General features: G+C 63.5%; 21 protein-coding genes. 8 read left to right on the forward strand and 13 right to left on the reverse strand.

Annotated features, from left to right (window positions below; all coding sequences use genetic code 11):
- The first annotated feature begins 4 nt into the window (after positions 1-4).
- Both AC1DNK_RS13220 and AC1DNK_RS13225 read left to right on the forward strand, forming a co-directional pair.
- Positions 5-748 carry an SDR family oxidoreductase gene (locus AC1DNK_RS13220; RefSeq protein WP_477941515.1) on the forward strand — a complete coding sequence of 248 codons (744 nt, stop codon included), beginning with the start codon at positions 5-7 and terminating at the stop codon, positions 746-748.
- A gap of 28 nt (positions 749-776) precedes the next feature.
- On the forward strand, positions 777-1622 hold the full coding sequence (locus AC1DNK_RS13225; RefSeq protein ID WP_477941517.1) for a fumarylacetoacetate hydrolase family protein: 846 nt from the start codon (positions 777-779) through the stop codon (positions 1620-1622).
- A gap of 33 nt (positions 1623-1655) precedes the next feature.
- Here the strand turns inward: AC1DNK_RS13225 and larB are convergent, their stop codons facing one another.
- Genes larB through AC1DNK_RS13245 form a run of 4 tightly spaced genes read right to left on the reverse strand, consistent with a single transcriptional unit; the run spans position 1656 to position 5333 of the window.
- Complete coding sequence (gene larB, locus AC1DNK_RS13230) at positions 1656-2318, reverse strand: nickel pincer cofactor biosynthesis protein LarB (RefSeq protein ID WP_477941518.1); 663 nt, start codon at positions 2316-2318, stop codon at positions 1656-1658.
- Entirely contained in the window at positions 2315-3106 is a 792-nt protein-coding gene (gene larE, locus AC1DNK_RS13235; RefSeq protein WP_477941520.1) for an ATP-dependent sacrificial sulfur transferase LarE, read from the reverse strand. Before larE ends, larB begins: the two co-directional genes overlap by 4 nt.
- Positions 3103-4392, reverse strand: a complete 1290-nt coding sequence (larC, locus tag AC1DNK_RS13240; protein ID WP_477941803.1) for a nickel pincer cofactor biosynthesis protein LarC — start codon at positions 4390-4392, stop codon at positions 3103-3105. Before larC ends, larE begins: the two co-directional genes overlap by 4 nt.
- An 11-nt stretch (positions 4393-4403) precedes the next feature.
- Positions 4404-5333: an NAD(P)-dependent oxidoreductase gene (locus tag AC1DNK_RS13245; RefSeq protein ID WP_477941805.1), complete on the reverse strand. Its 930-nt coding sequence runs from the start codon at positions 5331-5333 to the stop codon at positions 4404-4406.
- Positions 5334-5437: 104 nt separating this feature from the next.
- On the opposite strand from AC1DNK_RS13245, the gene AC1DNK_RS13250 reads away from it, so the two are divergent.
- Positions 5438-6184, forward strand: coding sequence for a FadR/GntR family transcriptional regulator (locus AC1DNK_RS13250; RefSeq protein WP_112388735.1), 747 nt, complete (start codon positions 5438-5440; stop codon positions 6182-6184).
- Between the two features lie 4 nt (positions 6185-6188).
- On the opposite strand, the gene AC1DNK_RS13255 is transcribed toward AC1DNK_RS13250, so the two are convergent.
- From AC1DNK_RS13255 to AC1DNK_RS13280, 6 genes are all read right to left on the reverse strand, one after another.
- A complete protein-coding gene (locus AC1DNK_RS13255) occupies positions 6189-7475 on the reverse strand; it encodes a nickel-dependent lactate racemase family protein (RefSeq protein WP_477941522.1) in 1287 nt (428 codons plus the stop codon).
- A gap of 2 nt (positions 7476-7477) precedes the next feature.
- Positions 7478-8206 (reverse strand): ABC transporter ATP-binding protein, encoded by a 729-nt coding sequence (locus AC1DNK_RS13260; protein ID WP_477941523.1) that lies wholly within the window; start codon positions 8204-8206, stop codon positions 7478-7480.
- On the reverse strand, positions 8203-8925 hold the full coding sequence (locus AC1DNK_RS13265) for an ABC transporter ATP-binding protein (RefSeq protein ID WP_477941525.1): 723 nt from the start codon (positions 8923-8925) through the stop codon (positions 8203-8205). The genes AC1DNK_RS13260 and AC1DNK_RS13265 overlap by 4 nt, the downstream gene beginning before the upstream one ends.
- Positions 8922-9941 carry a branched-chain amino acid ABC transporter permease gene (locus AC1DNK_RS13270; protein WP_477941527.1) on the reverse strand — a complete coding sequence of 340 codons (1020 nt, stop codon included), beginning with the start codon at positions 9939-9941 and terminating at the stop codon, positions 8922-8924. Before AC1DNK_RS13270 ends, AC1DNK_RS13265 begins: the two co-directional genes overlap by 4 nt.
- Positions 9942-9960: 19 nt before the next feature.
- Positions 9961-10830 carry a branched-chain amino acid ABC transporter permease gene (locus tag AC1DNK_RS13275; RefSeq protein ID WP_477941529.1) on the reverse strand — a complete coding sequence of 290 codons (870 nt, stop codon included), beginning with the start codon at positions 10828-10830 and terminating at the stop codon, positions 9961-9963.
- A 101-nt stretch (positions 10831-10931) separates the two neighbouring features.
- On the reverse strand, positions 10932-12083 hold the full coding sequence (locus tag AC1DNK_RS13280; RefSeq protein ID WP_310290735.1) for an ABC transporter substrate-binding protein: 1152 nt from the start codon (positions 12081-12083) through the stop codon (positions 10932-10934).
- A 205-nt stretch (positions 12084-12288) separates the two neighbouring features.
- Between AC1DNK_RS13280 and AC1DNK_RS13285 the strand changes: the two genes are divergently transcribed.
- The 3 genes from AC1DNK_RS13285 to AC1DNK_RS13295 are packed head-to-tail and all read left to right on the forward strand — an operon-like array spanning position 12289 to position 15152.
- Complete coding sequence (locus tag AC1DNK_RS13285) at positions 12289-13275, forward strand: aldo/keto reductase (protein ID WP_477941531.1); 987 nt, start codon at positions 12289-12291, stop codon at positions 13273-13275.
- Positions 13276-13287: 12 nt separating this feature from the next.
- Positions 13288-14163: an amidohydrolase family protein gene (locus AC1DNK_RS13290; protein ID WP_477941533.1), complete on the forward strand. Its 876-nt coding sequence runs from the start codon at positions 13288-13290 to the stop codon at positions 14161-14163.
- Positions 14160-15152, forward strand: a complete 993-nt coding sequence (locus tag AC1DNK_RS13295) for an aldo/keto reductase (protein WP_477941535.1) — start codon at positions 14160-14162, stop codon at positions 15150-15152. The genes AC1DNK_RS13290 and AC1DNK_RS13295 overlap by 4 nt, the downstream gene beginning before the upstream one ends.
- A gap of 34 nt (positions 15153-15186) precedes the next feature.
- Here the strand turns inward: AC1DNK_RS13295 and AC1DNK_RS13300 are convergent, their stop codons facing one another.
- The 3 genes from AC1DNK_RS13300 to AC1DNK_RS13310 form a co-directional block, all read right to left on the reverse strand.
- Positions 15187-16848, reverse strand: a complete 1662-nt coding sequence (locus AC1DNK_RS13300; protein ID WP_477941536.1) for an ABC transporter permease — start codon at positions 16846-16848, stop codon at positions 15187-15189.
- Positions 16849-16899: 51 nt separating this feature from the next.
- Positions 16900-17904, reverse strand: a complete 1005-nt coding sequence (locus tag AC1DNK_RS13305) for an extracellular solute-binding protein (protein ID WP_477941537.1) — start codon at positions 17902-17904, stop codon at positions 16900-16902.
- Between the two features lie 117 nt (positions 17905-18021).
- Entirely contained in the window at positions 18022-19071 is a 1050-nt protein-coding gene (locus AC1DNK_RS13310; protein ID WP_112388724.1) for an ABC transporter ATP-binding protein, read from the reverse strand.
- Positions 19072-19377: 306 nt separating this feature from the next.
- Here AC1DNK_RS13310 and AC1DNK_RS13315 point away from each other — a divergent pair, with 306 nt between their 5' ends.
- Together AC1DNK_RS13315 and scpA are read left to right on the forward strand one after the other, a co-directional pair.
- Positions 19378-20580: an MFS transporter gene (locus tag AC1DNK_RS13315; RefSeq protein ID WP_112597259.1), complete on the forward strand. Its 1203-nt coding sequence runs from the start codon at positions 19378-19380 to the stop codon at positions 20578-20580.
- A gap of 112 nt (positions 20581-20692) precedes the next feature.
- Complete coding sequence (gene scpA / locus AC1DNK_RS13320) at positions 20693-22831, forward strand: methylmalonyl-CoA mutase (protein WP_477941539.1); 2139 nt, start codon at positions 20693-20695, stop codon at positions 22829-22831.
- Positions 22832-22859 lie beyond the last annotated feature (28 nt).

Below are 22859 nucleotides of genomic sequence, written 5' to 3' on the forward strand. Positions count from 1 at the left end.
TGACATGACTGGAAGACTTGAGGGAAAAACCGCTGTCGTGACGGCAGCCGGGCAGGGGATGGGGCGCGCCACGGTGCTCGCCTTCCTGCGTGAAGGCGCGCGCGTCTGCGCCACAGATATCGACGCCGCAAAGCTCGATACGCTGCGCGATCAGGCGGGCGTCACCGCGCACAAGCTCGATGTGCTGAACCCGGCGGCGATCAGCGCCTTCGCCAACGAGATCGATGCGCCGGACATCCTCTTCAACTGCGCCGGTTTCGTGCATCACGGCTCGATCCTCGATTGCGACGAGGATGCCTTCGATTTTTCCGTCAACCTGAACATCCGCGCCATGTACCGGATGATCCGCGCCTTCCTGCCGGGCATGATCGCCCGCGGCGGCGGCTCGATCGTCAACATGGCATCGGTCGCCTCGACGGTCATCGCCGCGCCGAACCGCTTCATCTACGGCACCACCAAGGCTGCGGTGATCGGCCTTACGAAATCGGTGGCGCTCGATTATGTCGGACAGGGTATCCGCGCCAACGCGATCTGCCCCGGCACCGTCGAAAGCCCGTCGCTGCAGGACCGCATGCGGGCCCTCGGCGATTACGATCAGGCGCGCGCCGGCTTCATCGCCCGCCAGCCGATGGGACGCCTCGGCACGCCCGAGGAAGTGGCCGACCTCGTCGTCTACCTCGCCAGCAAGGAATCGGCCTTCATGACCGGCAACGCCATCGTCATCGATGGCGGCTGGGCGAACGCCTGAAGACACATCTGAAAAACGGACAATCGATATGAAGCTTCTGAGATACGGTGAGCGCGGCGCCGAAAAGCCCGGCATTCTCGACAGGAACGGCAAAGTCCGCGACCTCAGCGGTCATGTCGGCGACATATCAGGTGACAGCCTGACGGCTGCGGGTCTGGCGAAGATCGCCGCGATCGACGTCGAGAGCCTGCCCGTCGTTGCCGAGCCCGGCCGGTATGGCCCCTGCGTCTCGCGCACCGGCAAGTTCATCTGCGTCGGCCTGAACTATGCAGACCACGCTGCCGAGACCGGTGCGGCAATTCCCGAAGAACCGATCCTGTTCATGAAGGCCACCAGCGCCATTACCGGCCCGAACGACAACGTCATCATCCCGCGGAAGTCGAAGAAGACCGACTGGGAAGTCGAGCTCGGCATCGTCATCGGCGACGAGGCCCGCTATGTTTCGGAAACCGACGCGATGAAGCATGTAGCCGGCTACTGCCTGATCAACGACGTTTCGGAGCGTGAATTCCAGGCCGAGCGCGGCGGGCAGTGGACAAAGGGCAAATCGGCCGACAGCTTTGGCCCGATCGGCCCCTGGATGGTGACGCGCGACGAGATCGCCGATCCGCAGGACCTGAAGATGTGGCTGTCGGTCGATGGCACGATGCGCCAGAACGGCTCGACGAAGACGATGATCTTCGGCGTCTCCTTCCTCGTTCACTACATCTCGCAGTTCATGAGCCTGCAGCCGGGCGATATCATCTCGACGGGCACGCCGCCGGGCGTCGGCCTCGGCATGAAGCCGCCGCTGTTCCTGAAGGCCGGGCAGACGATCAAGCTTGGTATCGATGGTCTCGGCGAGCAGACGCAGCTGACTGTCGACGCTGCCTGAGAAAACGTCGAGGAGCCGCACTGCGGCTCCTCCTCAGCGAAGTTTCATGACACCAAGCATGCGCAGCGCCGCACAGGCCGCGCCATAACCGTTGTCGATATTGGTGACGAGCAGCCCCGGCGCGCAGCTGGCCAGCATGGCGTTGAGTGCCGTGCGGCCCTCTTCGGCCGCGCCGTAGCCGACCGAGGTCGGCACGCAGATCAGGCTGCCGCTGTAGAGGCCGCCGAGAACGCTTGCGAGCGCCGCGTCCATGCCCGCGACTGCGATGACGACGGGAAAGCGGCGGATCTCCTCGATCCTGTCCATCAGTCTCCAGAGCCCGGCGACCCCGACATCGATGATAACGGATGCCTCGACACCTGCGTGGCGAAGGGTCCGCTCGGCTTCCCGGGCGGCCGGTGCGTCCGAGGTTCCGGCTGCGACGATCACGACGTTTCCGGTCGAGGATACTGGCGACACCGGGCCGAAGAATGCGGTTTGCGACAGCGGGCACCAGTCCGTGGCGGGCTTCAATTCACTCGGGAGCGCCGCGAATTTCTGGTCGTCGAGGCGCGTGAGCAGCAGACCGGCATCCCGCTCGCTGGCGCTTCGAAGGATCGCGGCAATCTGCTGCGGCATCTTGCCGGCGCAAAACACGGCTTCGCTGAGGCCGATGCGCTCGGCCCGGGCGAAATCGAAGACGGCATCGCCGGTCATGGCCTGGCACCGACGAAAGCGCTGCCGTTGCGGTAGGGCTCGAAGGTCAGCGGACCGTTCCTGTAGGCGCCGGGCAGCATGCCGCGCAGGTCGTTGCCGACGTCGTTCATTGCCGTTGCCAGTGCCAGCGCATCGCGATCAAGCTCGATGGCGATGCCGCTGCGCCTGATGCGGCAGCGGACGGTTTGAGGTCTGAGCGTCTCGGTCAGGAACGTCTCGATCCGGTGCACGGCCTCCAGCATTTCCGGCTCGATGGCGATCGTGGTTTCGATCCGGCTGGAGAGGCAGGGGGAGGCCGGCAGTTCCGACAGCGCACCAAGGCCCGCATCACGGGCCAGCTGGCGCAAAGCCTGCTTGCCGATACCGGCCTCGACGAAGGGATGGCGGACGGAGAAATTCTTGGCTGCTTCAAGCCCCGGACGGTACTCGCCGAGATCGTCGAGATTGGTTCCGGACAGCAATTGACGGCTCGACCGGGCGGCGATGGCGCCGTAGAGATTGCCCTTGCAGAAGAAGCAGCGGTTGACGGGGTTCCGGAGATAATCCGGATCGGAGAATTCGCCGGCGTCGATGATCTCGAGGTCGAAGCCTTCGCTTCCCGCCAGCATCCTGACGCGCTCGGTGGCTTCTGCGGGGACGGCAGCCGAGACCGCGTGCATGATGTTGACGCGCGCCGGTCCGAGAAGCCGGGTCGCAATGACCGCCAGCGTCAGCGAGTCGATGCCGCCGCTGACCGCGATCGAGACGTCGCCGAGCGAGGCGAGACATTCCTCCAGAGCCTTTCTCACAACAGGTCTCCTCTTTTCTGTTTCAACAGCCCCTCCAGAAGGTTCCTCAGGCTGCCGCGCGCTGCCGCCCCCGGGGTCGATGTCAGGCTGTCGGCTTCGAGCTTGGCGGTGCGGCCCGAGGGGCGGTCGACGAGCTTGAAGGCGTAGATCTTTCCTGCGTGCTCGACCGTTTCCTGCTCGCGGCTCAGCGTCATCCGCTCAGCCGTCGTGGCGCGCACGCCGATGGTTGTCGTTTCGTCGAGCATGGCGGCGGCGACATCCCTGCTTTTCGATGGGTCGGCAAGCACCCGGAGATGGGTCATCATCCGGCCCTTCTTGCCGAAGACCGGCATCTGGACGACGTCGCGCACATCCGGCCGGTCACGCAGCCGGTCCACCGCCTGGGCGATATCTTCCCCGGTCTGGTCGTCGATCTCGCATTCGAGCACCGCCACCGTGCCGTTGAAGGCTAATACCTCGTCGCGGCGCTCGAAAGCCAGGAGCCGCAGGCAGTTGCTGAGGCCGGGGAGCCGCTTGGTGCCGAAGCCGTGGCTTGATGCCTTCAGCACCCTTCGGCCGGGTGCAGTCCTTGTCCCGCAGAGATAGGCAAGGATGGCGGCACCCGTCGGCGTGACGCGCTCGCCGCCGATCCCGTCATCGATGACATCGAAATCCTTCAGCAGGTGAACGGTCGCCGGCGCCGGAACCGGGAGCAGCCCATGCGCGGTCTTCACCCGGCCGCTTCCGAGCGGGACCGGACCAACGCTCCAATGCACTGCGCCGAGCTGCGTTATCAGCCAGGCGGCAGAGACGATGTCGGCGATCGAATCCCACGCGCCGACCTCGTGAAAGGCGACGTCTTCGGGCGTCGTGCCGTGGACTTTGGCTTCGGCTTCCGCCAGCTTTTCGAAGATACCGGTCGCGTGACGGATGGTTTCTCCGTCGAGTGCCGAACGGCTCAGCGCATCGCGGATGTCCCGCCAGGCGACATGATGGTGATGCCCTGCATGGCTGTGATCGTGCTCCGCATGGCCGTGATCATGGTGGTGGTGGCCGTGATGGTCATGGTGATGATGGTGATCATGCGGGTGATCCGCCCCGTGCTCGGCATGATACACCTTGAAGCGGCTGCCGGTCAGCACGCCGTCGTGATGCGCCACGAGTTCGCACGCGACGTTTTCGATCAGCGGGCAGAGTTTCAGCGCCGCCTGCAAGCCGGCATTCAGGTCCGGCCTGAGATCGAGCAGGGCTGCCACGAACATGTCGCCTGCAATGCCGCCGACGGGATCGAGGTGAATCTCGAGCACGGTCATCCGTCCTATTTTCCGTCCGCCGCTTCGGTCAGCGAGACACCATTTGCCGCCGCGATAACATCCGAGAGGGCCGGTACGAAGGATTGGCCGCGCCCTGCGGCAACCGCCGTCGCAAAGCTGTTGCGAACGGCAGCGCCGACCGGATTGACCGCCTGCAGCGCCTGGGCCAGCGAGGCGAGATAGGACATGTCCTTCAGCGCATTGGCCATGGCGAAGCGCTGAGCGTTTTCGTTGCGGTTCAGCACGAACTCGAAGAAGGCCTGGTAGAAACCGCAATCCATGCGGCTGCCGCGCAGCACGCTGTCGAACACCTGAGGGGTCAGGCCGGCCTTCGCGGCAATCATCAATGCTTCCGAATAGATCGCCGAGTAGCCCATCGACACGAAGTTGTTGAGCAGCTTCATCGTATGCCCGGTACCCGCCGGACCGGTCTCGATGATGCGAGCGGCGAAGGCTTCGAGGATCGGCCGGGCGCGGGCAATGCCATCGGCAGAGCCACCGGCCATCACATCCAGCTTGCCTTCGGCCGCTTCCTTTGGCGTGCGGGCCAGGGGAGCGTCGACGAGCGTGATACCCTGCTCCGAAAGTTCGGCAGCGAGCTTGATCGTCACGGCGGGGTTTGAGGTCGAGCAGTCGATCAAAAGCATCCGCTTTCCGGAGGCGAGCAGGCCATCTGGACCGGACAGGAGTTGCTGAACTTCCTCGGAACCGGTGACGCAGAGCACCACCACATCCGATGCCAGCGCCAGTGCCTTGGGCGTCGCCGCTTCGCTGGCGCCCTGCGCCTTCAGCTGCTCGACGGCCTCGCGCTTTCTGTGGGCCATGACGGTCAGTGGCCAGCCTTTCGACAGCAGATTGGCCGCCATGCCTGATCCCATTGCACCGAGACCGATGAAGCCGATTTTCTCTTTCATTCTTTCCTCCCCGTTCGTTATGGTTATCCCCGCCAGGCGGGCTTTTGCTTTTTGTGCTGGTATGCGGTAGCAACGGCATTATTCCCCGGCCGCCGCCTGACGGCGAGAATGGACGTCGCGACAGCATGAAGGACAGGGACAACGCCGTTTTCAACACCATTCCGCAGACGCCGAATCTGCGCAGCGGGCTGGCCGACAGCCTGATCGCCCAGATCGAATCCGGCGATCTGAAGCCCGGCCAGCGGCTGCCGACCGAGCAGGCGATCATGGAAGCGACGGGGGTCAGCCGCACGATCGTGCGCGAGGCGCTTGCGACGTTGCGTGCGAAAGGCTTGATTACGACCCGCCAGGGGCTCGGCGCCTTCGTTTCCAACGATCCGACGCCGCGTTCCTTTTCGATCATCCCCAACGATCTGGAATCGATCGACGAGGTGCTGCGGGTTCTCGAATTGCGCCTCGGCATCGAATATGAGGCTGCCGGTCTCGCGGCGCTCCGGCGCACGCCGGAGGATATCGTCCGCATGCAGGACCGGCTCGATGCGCTGGACCGGGCGATAGCCGAAGGCGGCTATGGCGCCGAGGAAGACTTTGCCTTCCATCGCTCGATCCTCGTTGCGACGCAGAATTCCTATTACGGACGGCTGTTCGACACGTTCGGCAATGCGATGGTGCCGCGCCAGTGGGCCCGGCTCGACAAGATGACGGCGGCCGGGCGCGAGCAGCATGCCGAGCGGATGCGCAAGGAGCACCATGCGATTTTCGCCGCGATCCGCGACGGCAACGAAGCCGCCGCCCGCAAGGCGCTGCGCAATCACCTGTCGAAGAGCACCGCGCGCTTCGAAGAGTTGCGCGACGCCAACCTTCATCGCTAACCGCTCACGCCGCATATCGAGGCACGACATAAGGCCCCTCCGGGATGATGGCGACATCGGCGTCGCCGCTGGCACTAATGCTGCGGGCGATGGCCGCCTGGATATCGCCAATCATGCCGACGCCTGTCAGCGTCCAGTCGTCGCCCGACAGCCCGGTCGTATAGAGCTCGACGCTGCCGAGCCGCATCGGCTTCAGCTGCATCTCCGTCTGCCATTCGTCAATTTCGGCCAGGCTCTTTGCCGTCAGCGTCGCCAGGAAACGTTCTGGTCCGAGCTCGACCAGTCTTGCCTGCGCCTCGCGGAATTCCGGTGAGCCGAAGCCTTCCGAACATTCGGAGGCGATAATAAGCGTGCCGCCGGGCTTGAGGATATCGAGCGGCGTCACCATGCCCTTGATGGTCTGGTAGTAGGTCTTGTCGAGTGGATAGCCGGCCGAGGAGGTAATGACGGTGGAGAATTTCCGGGCAAGAGGGATCTGCGTCGCGCCGCTGACGAAATCGACCGCCGCCTGATGGCTGGCGATGATCTCGCCGAAGGTGACGCAGACGAGATCGCGATCCTCATCCAGCACGGTATTCAGCGCATAGACCTCACCGAGCATGCGGACGATTTCCAGCTGCTCCTCGTGCAGTGGATTGCCGATGAGATTGCATTGGACGGCCAGCGGATCTTCCATGAAGCGTGCCGAGTGGAACGTCCGGATCGTTTCGTGATGGGCAACGCCGGGAGCAATGACCTTTCGCCCGCCAGACCAGCCGGCCATGAAATGCGGCTCGACGAGGCCGGTGGCGATCCTGAGATCGGCTTCGGCAAACAGCCGGTCGAGCTTGACCGGCGTGTTTCGCGTCTTGGTGAAGCCGAAATCGATATGGGCGTCCTCGTCCCTGGCATAGTGGTTTTCGACGCGGACATTTTCGAGCACCCAGGGATCGCCGACCAGTTCGGCCAGCTCGTCGCCGAGGTTCGGCCGGTGTAGGCCGGTGGCGACCAGCACCGAAATCTTCTCCTGCGGAATGCCTGACGCGATCATCGTCTCGATCATCGGGCGCAGAAACAGCCGGTTCGGCACCGGTCGAGTGATGTCGCAGATCAGGATGCAGGCGCTTTGGCGGTTCTTCGCAAGGTCAGAAAGAGGCTTGGAATTAACCGGATGGTGCAGCGCCTTGATCACCGCTGCCTTGCCATCGGCGAGTTTCGGCAGTTGCTGCTTGCGGATCACCGTGGGCCGGGCGCCCGGCGGAAGCGTGATGTCGAGATGGCCACGGCCGTAGGAAAGAGCGATCTTGTCCATCGTCACACCTGCTCCGCCACGCCGCCGAGATAGAGCTCGCGCATCAGCGACATGTCCTTGAGTTCTGCGATCGGCCCTGATGTCGCGATGCGGCCGTTCTGCATCAGATAACCGCGCGTGGCGACGGAAAGCGCCAGGCCGGCATTCTGCTCGACCAGCAGAACGGAGGCGTTGAAGGTCTTGCCGATGTCGAGAATGATCGTCTGGATCTCCTTGACGAGCAGCGGGGAAAGCCCGAGCGACGGCTCGTCGAGCAGCAGCACGCGGGGTCTCGCCATCAGGCCGCGGGCGATCGCCAGCATCTGCTGCTGGCCGCCGCTCAGCGAGCCACCCTTTTGCTGTCGCTTGGTGGCAAGGATCGGGAAGAAGCGCTCCATCGTCTTGACGTCGGCTTCGACAGCGTCGGTATCACGCCGCGCATAGGCGCCGAGACGCAGGTTTTCCTCGACGGTCATGTCGCCGAAGATCCGGCGCCCCTCCGGCACAAGAACGACGCCACGCTTTGCAATGATATCCGGTGTGCGGCCCGTCACGTTCTCGCCGGCGAAGCTGATGGTCCCCGCGCGCGGTTTGACGAGGCCGACGATGGTGCGCAGCAAAGTCGATTTGCCAGCGCCGTTCGGGCCGAGAATGGTGATCACCTCGTTCTCGCCAAGCGTCACCGAGACATCGCGGTTGACGACCGTTGCGCCATATCCCGTTGTCACGTTGGAAACATCGAGCAGGTTCACAGCGCACCTCCGAGATAGACTTCGAGCACCTTCGGATTGGAGAGAACGTCCTGTGTCGGCCCGTCGGCGATCTTCGATCCGAAATCGAGAACGACAAGCCGCTTGCAGAGCATCTGCATCAGCTTCATGTCGTGATCGATCACGCAGACGCTGATGCCGTGGGCCGGGAACTGCTTGACCAGACCGACCAGCGTTGCGGTTTCCTTGTCGTTGAGGCCTGCCGCCGGCTCATCGAGTAGGATCAGCGAGGGCCGCGTGGCGAGCGCCAGCGCGATGCCGAGGAGACGCAGATTGCCGAAGGGCAACACGCCGGCGCGCTCATTCGCGAGTGCAGTCAGTCCGACGAAATCGAGCAGGGCAGCAGGCGTCGTCCAGGGGTAGGGTCGGCTGGTGTTGCGTGCGTGCTCGCAGGCGATCTGGGCGTTTTCCCAGACGGTGAGGCCTGGAAAGGCCATGGCCTGCTGGAAGGTGTAGCCGATACCGGCGCCCGACACTTCATGGGCGGCAAGGCTGGTGATGTCCCGCCCGCGCCAGCGGACATGCCCCTCGGTCGGCCGGTAGACGCCGGTGATGACGTTGAAGAGCGTCGTCTTGCCGGAGCCGTTCGGACCGACGATGCCGAGGATCTCGCCCTCTTCGATCGACAGATCGACACCTGACAATGCAGTGACGCCGCCGAACTGCTTCTTCAATCCGCTGATCTCAAGAATGGCGTTCATCGGCCTGCCTCCGAAGCATGCTTGGCAGTTGCCGCCTGGCGCGACGCCTGCTTTTGCGCCGGGCCTCGAACGAGCCTGTTCCAGCCGTCGACGAGGCCGGCAATCAGGCCGTTCGGCAGCAGCAGGATGACGGCGATCAGACAGACGCCGTAGAGGATGCGGGATTCGACCGGATCGAGGTTCAGCACCTCAGGCAGGAAGGAGACGAGAATACCGCCGGCGATCGGGCCGAGCAGCAGGCGCGCGCCGCCGATCATCACCATCAGCGCCAGATAGATGCTCGGGAAGGAGGCGAACTGGCTGGGCGAAATGTGTCGAAGGAAATAGGCGAGCAGCACGCCGGAGACACCGGCAAAGACGCCGCTGACGATGAAGGCGCCGATCTTGTGGCGGCCGACATTGATGCCGAGCGATGCGGCCAGTTTCTCGTTTTCGCGGATGGCCCGCAGCGTCCGGCCATAGGGCGAGTTGATGATCCCCCAGCTGGCGACGGCACTGAGTGCCACGAAGGCCAGCACGACGAAGTAGTAGGGGACGAGATCATCGAGACGCATGCCGAAGAAGCTGACCGGCAATTGCAGGTCGAGCCCGGTCGCGGCACCGGTGAAATCACCGCCATTGGTGAGAACGATGGTCAGCAGCTGGCCGAAGGCGAAGGTCATGATGACGAAGTGGTGGCCGGAGACGCGCAGCGAGGGAACGCCGATGATGGCCGCGAAGGCGGCAGCGGCGATGCCGCCAAGCGGCAGTGCCACCCAGAAGCTGATGCCGGTATCGCGGGCAAGCAGCGCCGCCGCATAGGCGCCGACGCCGACAAGGGCCGCATGGCCCATGGAGAGGATACCGGTCTGGCCGAACAGCACCGAGAGGCCATAGAGCGCGACGATGTTGATGCCGGCCGAGATCGCCAGCGACAGCATACGGTTGCTGGCGCCAAGCGCCGGGACGAAGGCAAGGATCGCCAGCACGACCAGAGCCGGTATCAGTGAGCGGAGCGACGAAAGTGAATTGTTCATAGCATGTGCCTTTCGCGCGTCAGGCCATTTTCGGGCCGCTCGTGCCGCCGAACAGGCCGTTCGGGCGGAAGAGCAGAACCAGGATCATCAGGGCGAAGGAATAGGCGTCGGTCCAGGCGGAGAAGCCGTAGCCGGCGCTGAAACCTTCGACGATGCCGAGAATCAGGCCGGCGACGACAGCACCGGTCAGGTTTCCGAGGCCGCCGATCAGCGCCACGGCAAAACCCTTCATCACCATGGTGCCGCCGGTGAACGGCGTGATCGGGAAGAGGGCGATGAGCAACGCGCCGCCGAGACCGGCAAGGGCGCTGCCGAGCACGAAGACACCGGTGATATAACGGCGGACCGGGATGCCCATCAGTGCAGCCGTATCGCGGTCATCGACCGCGGCGCGAAGCGCGCGTCCATAGCGGCTGCGGGTGACCATGGCGAAGGTCAGCGCCACGACGGCGATGGTGACCAGAATGACCATGACGCGGACCGAGGCGATGCGCACGCCACCGATCTCCCAGACGCCGGTCAATGGCCGAGGAATGCTCTTCTGGTTCGGGTCGTAGAAGAAGATGACGATGTGCTGCAGCACGACGATCAGCCCGAGCGAGACGATGAAGCCATTGGTCGGTCGCGTCAGCGTGAAGCGGAACAGCCCGCGTTCGAGCACGAAGCCCATGACGCCGACGGCAAGGACGGCGAGCACGAGGGCGACGAAGAAGCCGAGGCCAGCCTGCACGGCAAGCCAGGTGACGATGCTGCCGACCATCAGGAATTCGCCATGCGCGAAATTGATGATGCCGGTCAGGCCGAAGATCAAGGTGACCCCGACCGCGATCAGCGTGATGACGCTCGCGATCGACAGGCCGTTGAGGATTTGCTGAATGAGAATGTCCACAGCTCTGTTCCGCTGTTACGGGGACTGCGCGTCAGGCGCGTCCGCTTTCAATAACGAAAGTCCCGCCGGCGCAGAGGGCCGGCGGGAGGCGCATCGGCAGTTTATTCCGCGGGGGCTTCGGCGGGTGGCTGCTGCATCGCGCAGGAGATGTCGCCGCCTGGCGCTGCAGCGCAGACTTCGGTCGCGTGTGTCACCTGATGGCTCTTGTTGAAGGAGAGATCGTCGGAAACCACGCCCTTGTGATGGAGCGATTCCAGGGCTGCGACGGTCTTGTCCGGATCGAGTGAACCGGCCTTTGTCCAGGCCTCGGCGAGCATGTGGACATAGTCGTAGTAGAGCAGCGAGACCGAGGAGGTGACGCCCTTCGGCGCGCCGGCTGCGAAGTAGGCCTTGAAATAGGTCTTCGCATTGGCGTTGGAAGATTCACCCCAGCAGATCGGCACGCAGCTCATGGCGACCGGCACGTCGGCGGTCAGGCCGCGTTCCTTCCAGATGCCCGGGTCGACGCCGAACAGGAAGTAGCTGGGCGCAACGCCGAGTTCGAGCGCCTGCGGCAGGGCCGTCAGCGTCGAGTCGCCGTTGTACCAGAAGTGCACGACATCAGGATTCAGGCTCTTGGCGCGCGTCAGGAACGGCGAGAAGTCGGTGGTGTCAGGCGGATAGGAGATGACTTCGGGGACTTCCTGTCCTTCGGCCTTCAGTGCCTTGACGTAGTAGGAGGTCAGGAACTGGCCGGTTGCGTCGTTGCCGACGATGACGACTGATTTCTTCAGCGGGTGGCCGACGAGCGGGGTCAGCAGGCTGAGAACGCCGCGGGCCGTCGAGCCGGAGCGCTGGAATTCCTGCGGCTCGGACTGGAAGAGGTAGTGGTCTTCGGCGCCGGGGGCGACGGACTGCGGGTTCAGGATTTTTGCCAGCGTGCTGTTGCCGGCAAACTGGATCACCTTGGCAGGCTGGGTGATCTTGGTCATCGCCAGGGTAAAGTCGTGGGTTTCCGAACCGAAGATCGCCGAAACCTTTTCGTCGCGAACCAGTTCCTGGGTCGCGGCAATGGCGGTGGAGATGTCGGTGCGGTCGTCGCGCTTCACCATCTCGACCTTGTAGGTCTTGTCACCAACCTTGACGCCTCCCGCGTCGTTGATTTCCTTGACCGCCAGGCCAACGCCTGCCGGCAGGGTGTGACCGGCCGAGACGAAAGCGCCGGATTCTGCGGCCACGACACCGATCTTGATCGTGTCTTCAGCCGATGCCATTTGCAGTGACGCGCCGAGGCTAAGCGCTAGAGAAATGCCTCCCAAAACAAGTGATCGCACGGTCTCATCCTCCCGATGCAGATTTTGCGTACTTACCGGGTTGTCGTACAACCCTGTTTTCTGATAATTGGGTTGACGGAGAATGTCAAGCAAGTCTAACCAGACGGTACCGGCCCGCCGGTCACCGCAAATCAGGGAGTGAGAGATGCGAACGAAGGAGTTCGGCCGGACAGGCCGCAAGGTCAGCGACATCGGATTTGGCGCGTGGGCGATTGGCGCCGCATGGGGAGACGTCAACGATACGGAGGCGCTCGCCGCCCTTCACGCCGCCCTCGACACCGGCGTCACTTTCATCGATACGGCCGATGTCTATGGCGACGGCCATTCGGAACGCCTGATCGCCAAGGTGATGAAGGAACGCGGCGGCGAACGCCCGTTCATCGCCACCAAGGCCGGACGCCGCCTGCCCGAGCAGTCCGTCGAAGGCTACAGCGCCGAAAACCTGAACGGCTGGATCGATCGCAGCCTCAAGAACCTCGAGACCGATTGCCTCGATCTCGTTCAGCTGCATTGCCCGCCGACGGATCTCTACTATCACCCCGAAGTTTTCGGACGTCTGGACCGGTTGGTGGAGCAGGGCAAGATCCGCAGTTACGGCGTCAGCGTCGAGCGTGTCGAGGAGGCGCTGAAGGCGATCGAATATTCCGGCGTCGTCAGCGTCCAGATCATTTTCAACGCCTTCCGCCAGCGCCCGATCGAGCATTTCTTCAAGCAGGCCGAAGAGAAGAAGGTGGCGATCATCGCCCGCGTGCCGCTGGCAAGCGGGCTGCTGTCGGGCAAGTTCAAGAAGGACACCAAGTTCGAGAGCAACGATCACCGGCTCTTCAACCGCAACGGCGAAGCCTTCGATGTCGGCGAGACCTTCTCCGGCGTACCCTATGAAGTCGGTCTCGAAGCCGTCGAGAAGGTCCGTCCGCTGGTCTCCGGCGATACGACGATGGCGAAGTTTGCGCTCCGCTGGATCCTGATGTTCGACGCCGTCACGGTCGCCATTCCGGGCGCTCGCAATCCGGCGCAGGCGAGCTCCAATGCCGAGGCAGCCAGCCTGCCGGCGATTTCCGACAGCGCGATGCAGGAAATCAGGTCGATCTACGACACCTACATCAAGCAATATGTTCATCAGCGCTGGTAGGGAGCGTCAACCATGACAAGCCCGATCATCGATTCCCATCATCACTTCTGGGATCCCAAAAGCGGTGGCGATTATGGCTGGCTGAGCGGCCCCTTCGAGCCGATCAACCGCGTCTTCGAGCCGGACGATCTGCGCCCGGCTCTGCAGAAGAATGGCGTCAACGGAACCGTTCTGGTGCAGACCTGGAACGATCTCGGCGAGACCTGGGATTTCATCAGGACGGCGGAGGCGACGGATTTCGTCGCCGGTGTCGTTGGCTGGGTGGATTTGACCGATCCGAAACTCGTCCAGACGCTTGCCGAACTGCAATCGTCGCCTCAGGGTAAGTGGCTGGTCGGCGTCCGCCATCTGATCCAGACGGAAAGTGACCCGAACTGGCTGCTGCGCGATGAGGTCAAGAAGGGCCTGAAAGCTGTCGAGGCTGCCGGGCTTGTCTATGACCTCGTGCCGAACCTGCCGCAACTGCCGTCCTGCATCGCGACAGCGGAAGCCTTCCCTGAAATGCGCTTCGTGCTCGACCACATCTCGAAGCCAGAAATCCGCAATCGCGGTTTCGATGAATGGGCGGTGCTGATCCGCCAGTTCAAAGGGCAACGTGACCACGTCTGGTGCAAGCTCTCCGGCATGGTGACGGAAGCCAACTGGCAGAGCTGGACGCCTGAGGACCTGAAGCCCTACGTCCATGAAGTGCTCGATGTCTTCGGCACCGATCGCTGCATGTTCGGCACCGACTGGCCGGTTTGCCTGGTAGCGGCAAGCTACGACCGTGTCGTCGAGGCGCTGCAGGAATGCCTCAAGGATCTGTCGAGCGCCGAGCGGGAGCGGATCTTCGGACTGAACGCGATCGATGTCTACCGGCTTCCGGGCTTTGGGGAGGCCAGAGCATGACGGTGGTTATGACTTCGAGCAAGATCGGCTTTGCCTCTCGCCTCGGCTTCGGCGCAAGCGGCATCGGAACGCTCTACCGAGATGTGACCGAGGCGCAGGCGGCCGATGTTCTGGCTGCTGCCTATAACGGCGGAATGCGCTATTTCGACACCGCGCCGCTCTATGGCCATGGTCTCAGCGAGCTGCGCCTTGGCACCTTCCTGCGAACCATCGACCGCAAGACCGTCACCGTCTCGACCAAGGCCGGCCGCTATATGGCGCCGCCCTATGGTGAGAAGGTGGATTACGGCCTGTGGGCGTCGCCACTGCGGCTCAAGCCGGTCTTCGACTACAGCTATGCCGGAACGATGCGTTCGCTCGAGCAATCGGCAAACCGTCTCGGCATCGCGGATTTCGATCTGGTCTATATCCACGATGTCGATCGCTTCACCCACGGGGATGCCTACGAGCGGCGTTTCAACGAGGCCGTCGAGGGCTGCTACCGGGCGCTCGACGATCTCAGAAAGGCCGGTCACATCAAGGCGATCGGTGTCGGGGTCAACGAGAGCGATGTCGCAACGCGGTTCATCAAGGCCTGCGCGCTCGATGCCGTCATGATGGCCGGGCGCTATACCCTGCTCGACCGGGCGGCCGAAGCCGATCTGCTGCCGGAAGCGGCGCATCGGGGCGTCGAGATTGTCGTCGCCGGGGTGTTCAATTCGGGCATTCTCGCCACGGGTCCTAGCAATTCAGGCACGACCTTCGATTACGGCGCTCCGCCGGAAGAGGTCGTCGCCCGGGCCAAGCGGATCGAGGCGATCTGCGAGCGTCACGGCGTCCCCCTGCAGGCGGCGGCGATCCAGTTCGCCTTCCGCAATTCACAGGTCTCTGCCGCGGTTCTCGGCATGAGCCGGCCGGAGCGCATTGCGCAGAATCTCGACTGGGCGAAGCTGCCGATCCCTGATGCCCTGTGGCAGGAAACCGACGCGCTGTTCGAGCGCGAACCCTAGGACAAAGCGCCCGCGCGAACCGCGCGGGTGCCTTTCAGCGCCTTGTGGTGCCGACTCGCGAGAGCAGGATGACGGGCAGGAGGCTGACGAGGACGATTGCGAGAGCGGCGATCGACGCTTCCTCGTATGTTCCCCTCGCTGCCTCGCCATAGAGATGCGTGGCGAACGTCTCGACATTCAGCGGGCGCAGCAGCAGGGTCGCCGGCAGTTCCTTGACGCAATCCACGAAGACCAGCAGCGCAGCCGCGGCAATCGCCGTCTTCGACAGCGGCAGGTGCACGAGGCGGAATGTGCCTGATGGTGTCTGGCCAAGGGTGCGCGATGCGTGGTCGAGCGTGACAGGAATCCGCGCCAATCCGGCATCGATGCCGCCCGCCGAAATCGCCAGGAAGCGAACCGTCAGCGCATAGACGAGCGCCGCTCCCGATCCCATGAAGAACAATCCGGTGGCGACGCCCAACCATTGCGTACCGGCATGAAAGATCATCCTGTCCGCGCTGCCGAGGACGATCAGCACGCCGATCGCCACGACTGTTCCCGGTGCGGCATAGCCGGTTGCCGCAATCCGCATCAGCAAGGATGAGCCTGCACCCGGCCATAGACGGCCGGCATAGGCAAGCAGAAGGCCGAGAAGGATGACCGCGGCGGTTGCGACCGAGGCGAAGAGCACTGTATATCCGGCTTCGCTGAGGAAATTGGCGGAAACCCCGGCGAAGCGGAAGCGCTTCCAGGCCTCGTAGGCCAGATAGACAGCCGGCGCCGCGAAGCCGAAGATAACAGGCAGGAAGCCGAGAGCAGTGAGAAAGAGACCCTTGGACAGAGAGACCTTTTGCGGCTGCAGGCCGCGGCTGCGGCGACTGTCGGTTGCGTAGCGCTGATTGCGCCGGGCCCAGCGCTCGATGCCGATCAGGGCAACGACGATGAAAAGCAGTGCCAGCGCGAGCTGCGCCGCGCCGGGCAGGTCGGTGCGGGTGATCCAGGTCGTGTAGATCGAGACAGTGAGCGTGCGGACGCCCAGGAATTCGGCGGCGCCGACGTCGTTCAGCGTTTCCATCAATGCCAGGCTGACGCCGACGGCAACGGCCGGGCGGGCAAGCGGCAGGGCGATATGCCAGAAGACGCCGCGCCTGCTAATGCCGAGCATCCGTCCCGCTTCGATGAGATTGGCCGACTGCGTCAGGAACATCGCCCGGACAGGAATATAGACATAGGGATAAAGCACCATGCCGAGCAGCAGGATGCAGCCGGTCATCGAGCGGATATCGGGCAGGCGGAACTGGCGTGGGCTTTCATAGCCGAGCAGCCAGCGGATCGCGCCCTGCACGGATCCGATCGGGTGCAGGATATCGAGATAGGCATAGGCGATGATGTATGTCGGCACCGCCAGCGGCAGCAGCAGCGCCCATTCGAGAATGCGACGGCCGGGAAAATCATAGGCGGTCACCAGCCAGGCCGTCAGCGTGCCGATTGCCGCCGTCAGCAGGCCGACACCGGCCAGCAGGATGACTGTATCGGCAAGGGCCACCGGCAGGATCGTCGAAGACAGATGGCTCCACAGCGACGGCGAGCCTTTGAAGGCTTCGAAGGCGAGGCCGCCGAAGGGCAGGATGACGAGAAACGCAACAAGCCCGGCTCCGGAAAGCCAGGCGCTGACCGGCCGCCTTGCGGAGCGATCTGCCACTGATGTCAGGGACATGCAATCATCCGAACGGAAAGGGGCGCCCGCAGAGCAGGCGCCCCGATCGCCTTAGTTGTCGAAACCGACCTTGTCGACGAGCGCGCTCGCCTCCTTGCGGTAGCCGACGATCTCGGCCAGCGGCTTGCTGTCGATCTTCAGTTCGCCGAAGGAGGCGATGATCGGATCAACAGAGGCACCGGACTTGACCGGATACTCGTAATTGGCTTCGGCATAGATCTTCTGGGCTTCGTCGGAGACGAGATATTCCAGAAGCTTCACGGCCTCTTCCTTGTTCGGCGCGTGCTTGGCAACGGCCGCACCGGAGATGTTGACCTGCGTGCCGCCGTTCTTGAAGGTCGGAAGGACCACCTTGATTGCGTCGCCCCACTTGACCTGGTCTTCGCCGCCCTTTCCGGAGCGCATCAGACCGACATAGTAAGAGTTGGCAATCGCGATGTCGCAGACGCCGCCGAGGATGTCCTTTGCGCCGTCGCGGTCACCACCGGCCGCCTTGCGGGCGAGGTTGTCCTTGACGCCGGAAAGCCACTTTTCGGTTTCGGCTTCGCCGTAATGGGCGATATAATCCGCAAACAGCGCCGTGTTGTACGGATGCTGGCCAGAGCGGATGCAGATCTTGCCCTTCCACTTGGGATCGGCGAGATCCTCGTAGTTGAAGGCCGTCAGATCGACATCCTTGGCGGCATAGAGCACGCGGGCGCGCATCGACAGGCCGAACCAGTAGCCCTTCGCATCGCGAAGCTGTTCTGGAATGGCGGCGTTGAGCGTTGCGGACTCGATCGGCTGGGTGACGCCCTTTTCGGCGAGATCCACCAGATTGCCGGCATCGACGGCCATCAGGATATCTGCCGGAGAGGCAGCACCTTCGCTTGCCACACGTTCGGCAAGACCGTCCTTGAGAAACACGGTGTTGACCTTGGTACCGGTCTTCGCCGTGTAGGCCTCCAGAAGCGGCGCGATCAGCGCCGGCTCACGTGTCGTGTAGAGATTGAGCTCGGCTGCGGAAAGAGTTGCCGGCAGAGCGCACAGAGAAACAGCGGCGAAAGCCGCGGACATTTTGGTTTGCATCATACTACCCCCGTAAATGACTGCGCCCCGTAGCTGCAGTTCTTGACGGAGATAGTCAAGTTTAAGTCGCCGCCATCACGGCTTCGTGATGGCGTTCTCACCCGTTCAGGCGAAGGCGAGCACCCGTTCGGGAGCGATCGAGATTCGCACGCTCTGCGCATCGTCCGGCAGGCGCCGCATGGTGCGGGTCCGGATCGGAGCCTGGAGACCCTCGACATCGAGCGTCAGTTCCTCGATTTCCCCCTGGAAGGAGCGCCTGATGATGCGGGCCGGCAGGTCACCTTCATCGACCGAGACCGTGATATCCTGGAAGCGCACATAGACGGTGCCGCTTTCCTCGTCGCGCAGGTCGAGCCCATGCGCGAAGCTGCCGATTGCCGTTTCCATGCGGCCGTTCCTGCTGATGCCGGGAATCTTGTTCGCCAGCGAAAAGAATTCGGCGGCATAGGCGCAGTTCGGCCGGTCGTGGAGATCGTAGCCGGTTCCCACCTGAACGATCTCACCCGCCCGCATCAGCACCACCCGGTCGCCCGCCGACAGCGCCTCCTGCGGATCATGGGTGACGATGATGGCGGTGGTGCCGAGTGTTCTCAGAAGTGCGATCGTCTCGGTGCGGACCTGCTCGCGCAGCCCCTGGTCGAGGTTGGAGAATGGCTCGTCCATCAGCAGGATGCGCGGCCGCGGCGCCAGCGCCCGGGCAAGTGCCACGCGCTGCTGCTCGCCGCCAGAGAGCATATGCGGGTAGCGGTCCGTCAGATGGCCGATCCCGGCAATGCTGATGACTTCCGCCGCCATCGCTGCCGCTTCGGCCTTTGGCCGCCTGCGCAGACCGAAGAGAATGTTCTGCATCGCCGTCAGATGCGGAAAGAGGGCATAGTCCTGGAAGACGAAACCGATCTTGCGTTCTTCCGGCTCGACGAAGCGGTCCGGCCCGGACACCATCTCGCCCTCCAGCACCACTGCCCCGCCATCCGGCCGCTCGATGCCTGCGATCACTCTGAGCAGCGTGGACTTGCCGCAGCCGGAATGGCCGACCAGGGTGACGATCTCGCCACGGGCGACGGTCAGCGAAAGGCCGGCAAGTGCTGCCTGGGCGCCGAAGCTGCGGCGGATCGCTGATATCTCGAGCGCGGGTGAAGAGGCCTTGTCCTGCATGCGGGTCCTTGGAAGCTTGGTTCGAACCGCCTTACTTTAGGGAGCCCAAGGCCCGCGTACAACCACCGCCCGAAATCCCGCGTTCAACGCCAGTCTTCGGAGGCGCAGCAAAAATGGCGCAGGCGCGCAAATTTTAGACATTGGCGTACCGCTCTTGGCCAAAGCGGGCTGTGCCGGACGCAGAAGTTGCGATAGATGCTGTGCTAGCGAACGCCACCGGGAGGATTTCACCCGGTCCCGAACGCTTCCATTTCTTCATCACATGACCGCAGCAGGCAAGGAATCCTGTTGCAGGAGGATATATTCATGGCCGTAGTGAGCGAAACCGCGCCGCGTTTCCAGAAGACGACAATGTCGATCCTGATGGCAGTCAGCTTCTGCCACATGCTGAACGATATCATGCAGTCGCTTCTTGCGTCGCTATATCCGCTCTTCAAGGCCAATTATAACCTCGATTTCGTGCAGATCGGCCTGCTGACGATGACCTTCCAGGTCACCGCCTCGCTGCTGCAGCCCTTCGTCGGCATCTTCACCGACCGTTGGCCGATGCCCTATTCGCTGCCCGTCGGCATGGCCAGCACCTTCTGCGGCCTGATCCTGCTCGGCAATGCCGGCAGCTTCGAGCTGCTCTTGGTCGCTGCCAGCCTGATCGGCTTCGGCTCGGCCGTCTTCCACCCGGAATCCTCCCGCGTTGCGCGGCTTGCCTCCGGTGGCCGTCACGGCTTTGCGCAGTCCTTCTTCCAGGTGGGCGGCAATGCCGGCCAGGCAATCGGCCCGCTGATTGCCGCCTTCATCGTCTTCCCGCTCGGCCAGCACAGCGTTTCCTGGCTCTCCGGCATCGCGCTGATCGGCATGATCGTGCTCGGCTGGGTCGGCAACTGGTACATGAGCCACCGCCGCCAGAATGCCGGCAAGCCGGCCGTCAGCCGCACCTTGCCGCTGCCGCAGAACAAGGTGGTGATCGCGCTCCTGATCCTCGTGCTTTTGACCGCGACGAAGAACGTCTACATGGCCAGCATCTCGAGCTACTTCACCTTCTACGTGATCGATCGCTTCCAGCTCGGCGTGCAGCAGGCGCAGCTGATGCTGTTCCTGTTCCTGGGCTCGGTTGCCGTCGGCACTTTCCTCGGCGGCCCGATCGGTGACCGCCTGGGCGCCCGCTTCGTCATCTGGTTCTCGATCCTCGGCGTCATTCCCTTCGCGCTGCTGCTGCCCTATGCCAACCTCTTCTGGACCTGTGTTCTCAGCGTCGTCATCGGCCTGATCTTCGCTTCGGCCTTCTCGGCGATCGTCGTCTTCGCGCAGGAGCTGGTGCCCGGCCGCGTCGGCCTGATCGCCGGGGTGTTCTTCGGCTTCGCCTTCGGCGCCGGTGGTCTTGGAGCCGCCTTCCTCGGCGATTTCGCCGATAGCCACGGCATCGAGTTCATCTACAAGATCTGCTCCTACCTGCCGCTGCTCGGCCTGCTGACGATCTTCCTGCCGAAGATCCCCAGACACGCGCACGGGTGACCGGGCACGCGGAAGCGTGACGGGAAGGCTCGCGTAAATTATCCTAAGGCCCTATCGCGCCGCATGCATTCCTGGTGATAGCGTGCCGCGCAATGACATGCCGGAGGACGATATGACGAAGAAGACCGTGGCCGATTGGCAGGGGCTGGCCGAGAAGGAGCTGAAGGCTTCTCCGGATGTGCTGACCTGGCACACGCCCGAAGGGATCGACGTCAAGCCGCTCTATACGGCCGAGGATCTCGCGCGCACCACGCATCTGGACAGCATTCCGGGCTTTGTTCCCTTCACCCGCGGACCGCGGGCAACGATGTATGCCGGACGCCCCTGGACGATCCGCCAATATGCCGGCTTCTCGACCGCCGAAGCCTCCAATGCCTTCTACCGCAAGGCGCTCGCCGCCGGTCAGCAGGGCGTCTCCGTCGCCTTCGATCTCGCAACGCATCGCGGCTATGACAGCGATCATCCGCGCGTCGAGGGCGATGTCGGCAAGGCCGGCGTGGCGATCGACAGCGTCGAGGACATGAAGATCCTGTTCGACGGCATTCCGCTGGAGAAGATCTCGGTGTCGATGACGATGAACGGCGCAGTGATCCCGATCCTCGCCTCCTTCATCATCGCCGGTGAAGAGCAGGGCGTGTCGCGGGCGGCTCTGTCCGGGACCATCCAGAACGACATCCTCAAGGAGTTCATGGTCCGCAACACCTATATCTATCCGCCCGAACCCTCGATGCGGATCGTTGCCGACATCATCGAATATACAGCGCGGGAGATGCCGAAGTTCAACTCGATCTCGATCTCCGGCTATCACATGCAGGAAGCCGGTGCGACACTGGTGCAGGAGCTTGCCTTCACGCTGGCCGATGGCCGCGAATATGTGCGCGCGGCCATCGCCAAGGGTCTCGATGTCGATGAGTTCGCCGGACGCCTGTCGTTCTTCTTCGCCATCGGCATGAACTTCTTCATGGAGGCGGCAAAGCTGCGCGCCGCCCGCATGCTGTGGACGAAGATCATGGAGGAGTTCCAGCCGAAGAAGGCCTCGTCGCTGATGCTGCGCACCCACTGCCAAACATCGGGTGTCTCGCTGCAGGAGCAGGATCCCTACAACAACATCATCCGCACCGCCTTCGAGGCGATGTCGGCGGTGCTCGGCGGCACGCAGTCGCTGCACACCAATTCCTTCGACGAGGCGATCGCGCTGCCGACCGAATTCTCCGCCCGCATCGCCCGCAACACGCAGCTGATCCTGCAACACGAGACGGGCGTCACCAAGGTCGTCGATCCCCTGGCGGGTTCCTATTATGTCGAGAGCTTGACCAAGGAACTCGCCGACAAGGCCTGGGCACTGATCGAGGAAGTCGAGGCGCTGGGCGGCATGACCAGGGCCGTCAACGAGGGCCTGCCGAAGCGCCTGATCGAGGAAGCGGCAACGCGCCGTCAGGCCGCTGTCGACAAGGGCGACGAAGTGATCGTCGGCGTCAACAAGTACCGGCTTGAGACCGAGGAAGAGCTCGACATCCTGGCGATCGACAATGCGGCTGTGCGGACCGCGCAGGTCAAGCGCATCGAGGATACCCGCCGCCGCCGCGACGGCGTCAAGGTTGCCGAAACGCTGAAATCCCTTGCAGACATCGCCCGCAGCGGAGAGGGAAACCTGCTTGCCGCCGCAGTCGAGGCCGCGCGGGCGCGCGCCACCGTCGGCGAAATCTCCGATGCGATGCGCGCGTCCTTCGGCGATCATGCGGCGGTACCCGAGGTGATCAGGGACGTCTATGGCGAGGCCTATCGCGATCAGCCGGAGCTTGCCGTGCTGAAGGGCCGCATGGCGGATGTGACGGAGAGCCTGGGGCGCAAGCCGAAGATCATGGTCGCCAAGCTCGGCCAGGACGGCCATGATCGCGGTGCGAAAGTCATCTCTTCGGCCTTCGGCGATGTCGGCTTCGACGTGCTGGCCGGGCCGCTGTTCCAGACGCCCGACGAGGCGGCCGGTATGGCGATCGGCGAGAAGGTCAACGTCATCGGCGTCTCGTCGCTGGCGGCCGGTCACAAGACGCTGCTGCCGCAGCTGGTCGAGGCGCTGAAGGCCAGGGGTGGTGGCGACGTCATCGTCGTCTGCGGCGGGGTCATTCCGCGCCAGGACTATCAGTTCCTCACCGACCACGGCGTCGCCGCCGTCTTCGGGCCCGGCACGAATGTGCTCGATGCCGCAAACTCCGTGCTCGATTTGCTGCAGGGCATCAGGCGAAATACCTGACGCTAGCGGCCGGGGCTATTACCAGCCG

The organism is Rhizobium sp. 01N424, from assembly GCF_056399485.1.